The 8,023-nt window shown below is 65.9% G+C and carries 9 protein-coding genes and 1 pseudogene; 7 read left to right on the forward strand and 3 right to left on the reverse strand.

Translation table 11 applies throughout. The features are described 5' to 3' along the window. Window positions 1-56 precede the first annotated feature (56 nt). On the reverse strand, window positions 57-542 hold the full coding sequence (locus ACIBH4_RS39400) for a hypothetical protein (RefSeq protein WP_362770276.1): 486 nt from the start codon (window positions 540-542) through the stop codon (window positions 57-59). 159 nt (window positions 543-701) lie between these two features. On the opposite strand from ACIBH4_RS39400, the gene ACIBH4_RS39405 reads away from it, so the two are divergent. Together ACIBH4_RS39405 and ACIBH4_RS39410 are read left to right on the forward strand one after the other, a co-directional pair. Continuing rightward, window positions 702-1,016 (forward strand): hypothetical protein, encoded by a 315-nt coding sequence (locus ACIBH4_RS39405; RefSeq protein WP_362522281.1) that lies wholly within the window; start codon window positions 702-704, stop codon window positions 1,014-1,016. Further along, on the forward strand, window positions 1,013-1,663 hold the full coding sequence (locus ACIBH4_RS39410; RefSeq protein WP_362522283.1) for a relaxase/mobilization nuclease domain-containing protein: 651 nt from the start codon (window positions 1,013-1,015) through the stop codon (window positions 1,661-1,663). Before ACIBH4_RS39405 ends, ACIBH4_RS39410 begins: the two co-directional genes overlap by 4 nt. 97 nt (window positions 1,664-1,760) lie before the next feature. On the opposite strand, the gene ACIBH4_RS39415 is transcribed toward ACIBH4_RS39410, so the two are convergent. Continuing rightward, window positions 1,761-3,131 (reverse strand): pentapeptide repeat-containing protein, encoded by a 1,371-nt coding sequence (locus tag ACIBH4_RS39415; protein ID WP_362522285.1) that lies wholly within the window; start codon window positions 3,129-3,131, stop codon window positions 1,761-1,763. A gap of 342 nt (window positions 3,132-3,473) precedes the next feature. Here ACIBH4_RS39415 and ACIBH4_RS39420 point away from each other — a divergent pair, with 342 nt between their 5' ends. The 5 genes from ACIBH4_RS39420 (at window position 3,474) to ACIBH4_RS39440 (ending at window position 7,322) form a co-directional block, all read left to right on the forward strand. Continuing rightward, on the forward strand, window positions 3,474-4,307 hold the full coding sequence (locus tag ACIBH4_RS39420) for a hypothetical protein (RefSeq protein WP_362770274.1): 834 nt from the start codon (window positions 3,474-3,476) through the stop codon (window positions 4,305-4,307). Window positions 4,308-4,584: 277 nt separating this feature from the next. Beyond that, complete coding sequence (locus tag ACIBH4_RS39425; RefSeq protein ID WP_362522289.1) at window positions 4,585-4,794, forward strand: hypothetical protein; 210 nt, start codon at window positions 4,585-4,587, stop codon at window positions 4,792-4,794. A gap of 62 nt (window positions 4,795-4,856) precedes the next feature. Beyond that, on the forward strand, window positions 4,857-5,075 hold the full coding sequence (locus ACIBH4_RS39430) for a recombinase family protein (protein WP_362522291.1): 219 nt from the start codon (window positions 4,857-4,859) through the stop codon (window positions 5,073-5,075). Between the two features lie 911 nt (window positions 5,076-5,986). Then, window positions 5,987-6,979 (forward strand): recombinase family protein, encoded by a 993-nt coding sequence (locus tag ACIBH4_RS39435; protein ID WP_362522293.1) that lies wholly within the window; start codon window positions 5,987-5,989, stop codon window positions 6,977-6,979. A gap of 55 nt (window positions 6,980-7,034) precedes the next feature. Continuing rightward, window positions 7,035-7,322: a hypothetical protein gene (locus ACIBH4_RS39440; RefSeq protein WP_362522295.1), complete on the forward strand. Its 288-nt coding sequence runs from the start codon at window positions 7,035-7,037 to the stop codon at window positions 7,320-7,322. Window positions 7,323-7,497: 175 nt separating this feature from the next. Here ACIBH4_RS39440 and ACIBH4_RS39445 read toward each other — a convergent pair. After that, a pseudogene (locus tag ACIBH4_RS39445) lies at window positions 7,498-8,023 on the reverse strand (hypothetical protein); the annotation flags it as partial.

Here is an 8,023-nt window from a genome sequence, read left to right on the forward strand (position 1 = left end):
GAAAGTTACCTCGCCGGCCTTCATCTACGCGGAGCCATCTTGTGGATTCGAAGCCTTCAACCCGCCTGAAGATCCGAAGTCCGTACAGGCCCTAGGACGACCGCAGCGGTCGCTCGCCTGGTCAGACGCGGGTTAAGGCCTTCCGAGATGGTCGTCGAATTATCAAACCTTACATTGTCAAAGCGGGCATTCCGGTAGTCTTGGACGGTTGATTGCTGCGTGGCCATGGCGCCGCTGGAGATGTCGATTCCACCCTGCACTGGAGCCGCTGACCGAGACTGCTGATCATCAGCATCGGGTGATTTGTCATCATTCATAGTTGTCTGCGACTTTCTTTCATAGAAAAAGAAGAAGAGGCAGGCGGATGCGAGCCATGCCCCTTGCATCCACCAGGGACCTTCGGCTTGATTGACAGCGAAGCTGCCAGCGGCCATCATCATCGCCCGCCCTAAATGCCGCCACCATCGGCCCGGTGCAGGATATTTCCTCAGTTGGAGCACGAAAGCCTTTATAGCGAATTCAGCGGTGCTAAGGATGCTCATCGAGCTGGTCGAGAATGTGGTTCACTCCGGAACGGCGTCCGACAGTTGTCGGCGCACCTAAGCGGTCTACTGCCTCACATCCGCTCAGTATTCGGCGGCAGAGACGCTCTACTCGTGCCGGTCAGCGAAGTCGGCCAGTTGGCCAAGGTCGCTGGGGAAGTGCCAGCCGCGTTGAAGGCGACGATGCACGCGACGTTGCGGTTCCTGACTCTGCTGGACGCGGCGGCCGCCGTCTACGGCGAGTTCGGCCTGCCGTACGGACGATGCCCGGCCAACGGCCCTGCGGACGTCGCCGATCCCGGCCTGAACGTCGAGGCCGACCAGGACCACGAGGTCGACGAGGGCCAGAGTCGGTGGGTGAACGACTTCATCTCCCCCAGCATGGCAGTAACCCTGCTGAGCTGCTGCGCTACCTGTTCGGGCCCGGTTCCAGCGGGGAGCGCACCGACCAGCGCATCATCGCTGCGGACGTGACGCTTGGGCTGGCCGAAGGAACCCGGCGGGATCACGTCGCCGACGCTGATGCCATCTACGCGCTGGGCCGCGACATAGATTCGCACCGTCTCTTGCTCGGGGTTGCGCCGTCGGACAAGTGGGTGTGGCATTGCGCGATCTCCCTGCCGCCAGGTGAGGAACTGGCGGACGCGCAGTGGGCCGAGGTCGCCCACGAGGCGGTCGCCCGGATGGGGTTCGACGCGGCGGAGGGGCGGGCGCCGTGCCGGTGGATCGCAGTACCTCACAGCTGCTCGGTTGGCGGCAACGAGCACATACACCTGATGGTGAACCTGGTGCGAGAGGACGGCGAGGTCGCTGGCACCTGGAACGACCGGCGCACGATGAGCCGGGTGTGCGCGGACATGGAGCGCCGCTTCGACCTGGTGGTGGAGGGCCACACCGGGCACGGCTTGCCTGGCTACTCCAAGGCCGAACACCAGCGCCTCCAGGCCGGGGTGCCCTTCGAAGGGCACTGCCTGGCCCGGCTGGTGCGCTCGGGCGCCGCGAGATCGGCCAACGAGGCGGAATTCGTCCGGCGGGCGACGGAGGTCGGGGAACTGTCGTGCGCGATCTGGACATCGACGCCGTCAACGGCGAGCCGGATGCGCCGACAGCCGGTCTGGTAGATATCGCAACGCAGATCCTCGGCCATAGCGGCCCGGCCGCACGCTCGAAGCTGCGCGGTGTTCTTTGGGCACTGGCACCGAGTCAGGGCGCGGCCGCTCACGTCGTCGCCGCATCTTCTTCCGGGTCGACATCCGACCGATCGGGCAGTAACACACCAGGTGGTAAAGGATCCTCCAGCGTTGGCGGAGGCGACCAGTAGTCCACCCCGCGGAGATCGACCGTACCGCCAGCGAATACCGCCGCGAAGAAGGTGACCGTATCGCTGATGAACTTCGCGCTGCTGAAGGTGACCATGCCGCTGATGAACTTCGCGCTGCTGAAGGCGACTGTGCCGCCAGAGAACTCCGCTTCGCGGAAAACGGCCTCACTGCCGGAGAACCTCGCGGCCATGAAGGTGACCATGCCGCTGATGAACTTCGCGCTGCTGAAGGCGACCGTGCCACCGGAGAACTCCGCGAACTCGAAGGCGACCGTGCCGCCAGAGAACGTCGCCTTGCTGAAGGAGACCGTTCCACTGGAGAAGGTTGCGGCGCTGAAGGCGACTCTTCCGCCGGAGAACGTCGCGTTCTCGAAAAGGACCCTTCCGCCGGAGAACACCGCTTCGCTGAAGAGGACTATGCCGCCGGAGAACGTCGCGTTCTCGAAGAGGACCCTTCCGCCGGAGAACACTGCGCCGTGGAAGAAGACCGCGCCGCCAGAGAACATCGCGTTGCTGAAGGCGACCGTGCCGCTGGCGAACGTCGCGCTGTTAAAGGCAACTCTGCCGCCGGAGAACACCGCGCGACTGAAGTCACCGCCGTCGAAGACGACGGCGGTGAAGTCGAAGTCGTGACCCTGCCAGGAGATGGCAGCGTTCTCGCGCAGATGAGCGCCGATAACGCGGATGATGGTGTGCCGCACCTCGCGCAGGCCGGCGAAGGCCAGGCGTTGGGCCGGGTCGCCGTCGTCACCGGGGTCAGGGGCGTAGGGCATACGCAGATAGGCGCACAAGACGTCGATCATCGTTTGGCGCAGTTCCGAGGTGGGCGCGTCGTCGGCCAGGCCTGCCAGGGTGTGCACGCCGGCCAGGCGCACTGCGGGCGAGTCGTGGCCCAGGTGGTTGGCGGCGGTGGCGAAGCGCTCGTTGAACAGCTTGGTCGCCTCGCGCCGGTGGGCCTCATCGGCGCGCAGCTCAGCAGTCTGCTGGCGATGCTCGGCGGCTTCAGTGACCTTCTGCTTGCGGTAGGCGACGACCAGGGCGATGACGCCGCCGATTCCGGCGACCACCGCGAAGGAGAGCTTCAGCAGATCCAGTAATCGGCTCAGCGGGAGGCCCTGCTGCCCGACAGGGGTAAGGGCGGGGAAGCCAAGAAGCCCCAGGGCGCCGACGAACAGACCGGCGCTGAGCAGGATTGAGCCCGTCAGGGCGAAGGCGAGGACCGGCCCGATCCGGGCAAGCCGCAGGCCCTGGCCGGGGACGGCTTTCACAGAGCTTCTGCCTGGCGGGATGGGAGTCGGTTCGTCTGGGTTGGCCACGAATTCAACAGTGGCGGAGGTGGCCCGGGTTATCAGCCGCTTCGCGTAGAAGGTTCCTCGGGACGAAGGGCTGTAAGCCGGTGCATCCGGGACTCCGAAGCACAGCTCTACCCACCGATAACATGCGGGAATACCTATTCCCGTGAGTTGACCGAACCCCTCCCATCCCCGTCCGAGACATCCCGTTTTTAGACCATTCGGGCGGCAGGGGAAGCGATGCCTGATCTGGCGGGGAATCGGTAACAGGTCGGCGACCCCGCCCCGCCCGCCGTCGACCGGTACCAAGCTGGAAGGGTGCCGCCCCCTTCCCCGCCGGCGCCGAGCTCGGCGACCCCACCCCCGCCCCTGTCCTCCGGCCGCTCGCGCGCCCGCCGCGTCGTGGCCGTCGGGGTGGTGGTCGTGTCGCTGGGATTGCTGGGCGTAGGACTGGTCGGGTTCTTCACCGACCCGCTGGACCTGCCGAACGAGGTGCTGGAGGTGCTGGACAAACGCGCCAGCGTGATCAGCATGTTCACCGCCCTGGCCGGCCTGCTCATCGCCGGCACCGCCCTGGCGCTGCAGCTTCGCTCCTTCGCCCCTGCCGACACAACACCACCCGCGCAGGCCGATGTGTCGGCGCACCCCGACGGCGGGAACCACATCGACCTGTCCAGCGGGACCTTCCACGGCCCGGTCACCGGCACGGCCAGCACCCAGGTGAAGGCCGACGGGACCAGCGCGGCCGCGATCGGCCACGACAACTCCGGCCTCATCATCACCGGAGCGAACCCGTCGATCACCCTGAACACCTCATCGGCCGGGGCAGCCACAGCCGGTCCGGCACTGCCACCGGTGGCCCAGGTGCTGGCCAACGGCCTGACCGCTTTGCCGCAGAAAGCCTCGGCGGTGTTCACTCGGTTTCGCCCTGCAATCGGTGACCTAACGGGACTTCTCCGAGCGTTAGTCCTCAAGAGCCTGGCCGACGAACTGGCAACGCGCTGTTGTGGGGCGCAAAGCCCGAGGCGGTCATCGGAACAGCCAGATCGGAAGAATTACCGGTACGTCTCCTTCGGGGACTTACCGTTGAGGTACCACCGGTACGTCTCCTTCGGGGACTTACCGTTGAGGTACCAGGAGCAACCGCCCTGATTCAGCCCGTGGGAAGGGGATGAAGTGCACACCATGGTGGACATGCTCCTGATGTTCTTCTTCGGTTTGATCTTGATGTTCTTCGTCGGCTTGACCCAGTCCGCGACGGTGCCCAGCCAGTCCGCGACGAGACAGTTGCGGCACCGATACAACGCTAGCCGTCCCCTCATCCACTGCTCCACTTCCCCACCTGGCGCAACCGGCGCCGGGAAAGGCGAAGGAGCTGATCTAGCGCCTGGCTAGATCATGCTCCCCGCTCTGAGCTGGGGAGCCATGAATGGTGGGTTTGCTTCGCCAGATGTTGGCGGAGGTTGGTCCGGTAACCGCTTGGGTTGCCGGGTTTGTCGCGGCGGTCATCGCCGTGTTCGCGCTGTACGTCGGGATCGCGATGATGGCGGCCCTGCGTGCCGCTGATGAGCAGCAGGCGGAGGTCCGGTACCGGATCTTTCGGGACATGCTGCAGCTGTTTCACCGGAAGGGGCGGTGAACGCCTTCACCCGGCCGCGTCCCTCAGGACGTGGCCGGCCGCCCTCCTGTCCGCCTGAAGTGGTGAGTCGCGTCATACAGTTGCGCACTCAGGGGTTCAGTCTCACGGAGATCGGTGAGGTGTTGAACGCCGAGGGCGTGCCGACTCCGGCAGGTGGACCTCGATGGGCTAAGTCCTACGTTGACCGGCTCCTGCACACCCGGCACGCCCAGCAGGAGATCGCCAGGCAGCGCCAGGACACGGAGAAGGCGTCGAAGCCCACTGCCGAATTGTCCGCATAGGAGTTCAACGCGAACGCCCTGTCCCGGCGAGAGCCGTGCGGCGGGGCGTTCGTCACGTCCGGAGACCAGGCGAATAACACGCCGCCGACCACCCGCCCGTCTCCTATGAACAGGAGACGGGCCGACGGCCTATCAAGGGGGCGGCTTCGAGGTTCCTTTTCCCTGGTTACAAGCCGAGCAGGTGCAGCACGTCGAGCGGGCTGGATACCCCAAGGAAGTGCTGCACTAGGGCCACCAAGAGGGGCAAGAGGATGAGCCGACAGAGCCAGCGGACCCACCATCGGCCCCAGAGGGTCCACGCGAGCTCGGCCGTCTTCCTCGCCCGACGGGGCAGCCGCACCGCCGGTCCCGGCCTGGTCGCATGGCTCCGCCTTGCTGGCTGAGGTATCGCGCACCGCTCGCCGCGGCGGGCCGATCCGTGCGGCCTCGCCAAGGAGGAGGGCACAGGGCCGGGACGGTGAATCCGCCGCTTGGACGGTTGGCCGTGATGATGGCGGGCGCGGCCACGCCGACGGGGGCGACGAGATCGTTTGGACATACTGCGGGCATCCTTTTGAAGATGCCCGGCGTGATGTCCACAAGGAACCAGGCGGTCGCTCCACGCAGACTGCCGGGTGTAGCGGTAAGGGACGGTGGTACAGGTCTCCTTAGCGGTTCCTCCACCCACATCCTTCCTGGTTCGGAGGAGACGCGCGCATCGATACCGATGTGATGGCTCTCACATCGGAGTTCTATCGGTGTCCTAACACGCGAGAGACGGGCTGATGGTCCGTTAAGGCGTTCATCTAACGGTGGCGGAAGCGCGTCCGAACGAGGCGCCTCACCTCGTCAAAGTGTTCATCTTGCCGTTCGTTTTCCAGTGTCGTTCAGATACCTCGCGCAGCACGTTTGATGAACGGAGAGGACTCCCGATGGCGCTTATCGGCCAGGTCCGGGTCAGCACTGACAAGCAGAACACCCAGCGCCAACATGACGCCCTCGACCCGATCTGCTGGAAGGTCTTCGAGGAAAAGATCAGCGGGAAGCTCGCCACCGACGATCGGCCTGTCTTGCTGGCCGCGCTGGATCACGTCCGCGACGGCGACCTGCTGGCCGTCCAGGAGGTCGACCGGCTCGGCCGCAACCTTCTGGAAGGGCTGATCGTCCTCAACGACCTGTTCCAGCGCGGCGTCGGCGTCAAGGCGTTGGAGGGTATCGCGGCCGGCGAGCACACCGAACACTCCCTCATCCTGGACCTGGCCCTCGCCCTGTCAGAAGATCGGCGCCGCGACATCGTGCGCAAGACCAAGAACGGCCTGGAGGCGGCCCGCAAGAGTGGCCGGGTCGGCGGCCGCCGACCCGTGGTCGACGACGACAAACGCGCCGCGATCCTCTCCCGCCGTGAGCGCGGCGAATCCATCCGCACCATCGCTGCCGGGGTGAAGGTCTCCGTCGGCGTCGTCCACAAAACCCTCGCCGACGCTCAGCGCGCCGACGCGGACGTCGAGCAGGAGACACCGGCCGAGCCGATCGAGAAACCCACCCAAGCCACCAAGTCCGCCCAGGTCGCCGGGGGCACCGCTGAGCCGACGCCGTGGGAGCGCTACGGGGATCCGGCCGCACGCCGCCGCTGGTACACCGACGACGAACTCGCCGCCGTCCAGCTCCTGGCCACCGGCGACGTCGACGGCTCGCAATGGGTCATCGTCGCCGGCGACATCCTCGGCACCGTCCAGCCGAACCTGTCAGCCCGCGGCACCCGATCGGGATGGCAGACCCGCCACCGCAGCGGCACCCCTGCCTACCACCTGAGCGGCAAAGGCCGCAGCAGCCACCCGGCCACCCGCGGCAAGGCGGTCACCGAACTGGTAGCCGACGTTCGACACCGATGGACCGAACAGCAACGGCGGGGACGCAACAACTGAACTGGCTCGGCGGATGATGATCGTCCATGGAGAATGTTGAAAAAGGCCGTCAAGCGTGCGCAGGAGTGGTTTTGTTCGCCAGTTCCGACCGCAGTTGTTTGCGGCCGACGACCGCACCTCCGACCCGGCGGAGGCGATGTTGGCCAGTTCTGACCGCACCCAGCCACCGCGTGAGCGGATGTCGCTGACCTCCGCCAACACCCTGCCCCTCGTCGATGCCAACGCCCCTGAGCTCGTGACTGCGGTCACTTCTCGCGAACAAAACCACACCTTGCCGATGCCGGACGCCCGGGGACCTGTCATCGAGCACGTAGGACACCGCAGCTACGTCGCGAAGTTCTGACCATCGCTTCCAGACGGCCCGTCGGTAACGGGCCGTCTCTGCGTTGCCCGGTAGGTCGGCTCCCACGCCGCCTTCCGGATGTGCGGCCATCTTCGGTGGCGCTGATAGTTGAATGTCGATGCGGTAGCGCTCGATCCGGCAGAAGGTGACGAAGGCTGGTGCCCTACCTCACAGCTCATTTTGCGTAGGAACTCAGGTCCCATACTCGTACGGTGGTGTCCAAGCTGCCGGTGACGGCGATGGGTCGGCCGTTCACCTGGCCAATCGTCACTGCTTCGACGGGGCGAGTGTGGCCGGTCATTGGTTGGCCGAGGGGTTTGCGGGTGGTTAGGTCCCACACCCGCACCGTGGCGTCCCAACTGCCGGTGACGGCGATGGGTCGGCCGTTCACCTGTCCGACCGCGACCGCATAGACAGGGCGAGTGTGGCCGGTCATTGGTTGGCCGAGGGGTTTGCGGGTGGTTAGGTCCCACACCCGCACCGTGGCGTCCCAACTGCCGGTGACGGCGATGGGTCGGCCGTTCACTTGTCCGACCGCGACCGTAAAGACGTTGCTGGGGTCGCGGGGCATTGGTTGGCCGAGGGGTTTGCGGGTGGTTAGGTCCCACACCCGCACGGCGTCGCCCGCGCCGCCGGTGACGGCGATGGGTCGGCCGTTCACTTGTCCGACCGCGATCGCTCCGACGGTGCTGGTGTGGCCG

Origin of the sequence: Streptosporangium sp. NPDC050284, from assembly GCF_044459525.1 — a bacterium.
Taxonomy (GTDB): domain Bacteria; phylum Actinomycetota; class Actinomycetes; order Streptosporangiales; family Streptosporangiaceae; genus Streptosporangium.